An 839-nucleotide genomic window follows, 5' to 3' on the forward strand; every position below is an offset into this window, starting at 1 on the left:
TCGCGCCCGTGGGGCTGGATGACATGAGTGGCTACCCGGTGCTCGTCGATGTTCTTCACGAACGCATATACAGGCGCCGCATGGAGGGTGGCACGCATACATGTCAAATCGTAAAAGGTGGCGGGGGCCGCGTAGTACAGGTTTGTCTTTCCAATGCCCCTGGTGAATGTGGTGGTGTTGATATTCAGGAGAATGCCTTGAAGATTTTTGTTGCAGTAAAGAGAGTCGTTGACGCGAATGTCAAAGTTGGCGTGAAGTCGGACAACACGGGCGTCGACATCGCGAACGTGAAGATGTCGATGAACCCATTCGACGAAATCGCGGTGGAAGAAGCGGTGCGGCTGAAGGAAGCCGGTGTCGCGACCGAAGTAATCGCGGTATCGGTCGGCGTGACGCAAGCGCAGGAAACGCTGCGCACGGCGCTGGCGATCGGCGCGGATCGCGCGATCCTCGTCGAGTCGAACGACAGCGTCGAGCCGCTGGCCGTCGCGAAGATCCTGAAGGCGCTGGTCGACAAGGAACAGCCGCAACTCGTGATCCTCGGCAAGCAGGCGATCGACGACGACTCGAACCAGACGGGCCAGATGCTGGCTGCGTTGGCAGGCCTGCCGCAAGCGACGTTCGCGTCGAAGGTGACGATCGCCGACGGCAAGGCAACCGTGGCCCGTGAAGTCGACGGTGGCGCGGAAACGCTGTCGCTGTCGCTGCCGGCGGTGGTCACGACCGACCTGCGCCTGAACGAGCCGCGCTACGTGACGCTGCCGAACATCATGAAGGCGAAGAAGAAGCCGCTGGAAACGGTGAAGCCGGAAGACCTCGGCGTGGATGTCACGCCGCGC

At 61.4% G+C, this 839-nt stretch carries 1 protein-coding gene; it reads left to right on the top strand.

The annotated features are described in order from the left end of the window. Nucleotides 1–197 precede the first annotated feature (197 nt). Nucleotides 198–839 (top strand): electron transfer flavoprotein subunit beta/FixA family protein (locus tag U4Z31_RS36925; RefSeq protein ID WP_321812991.1); only part of this gene is annotated, 642 nt, incomplete at its 3' end.

The sequence above is a fragment of the Burkholderia sp. BCC1985 genome, assembly GCF_905339915.1.
Classification (GTDB): domain Bacteria; phylum Pseudomonadota; class Gammaproteobacteria; order Burkholderiales; family Burkholderiaceae; genus Burkholderia.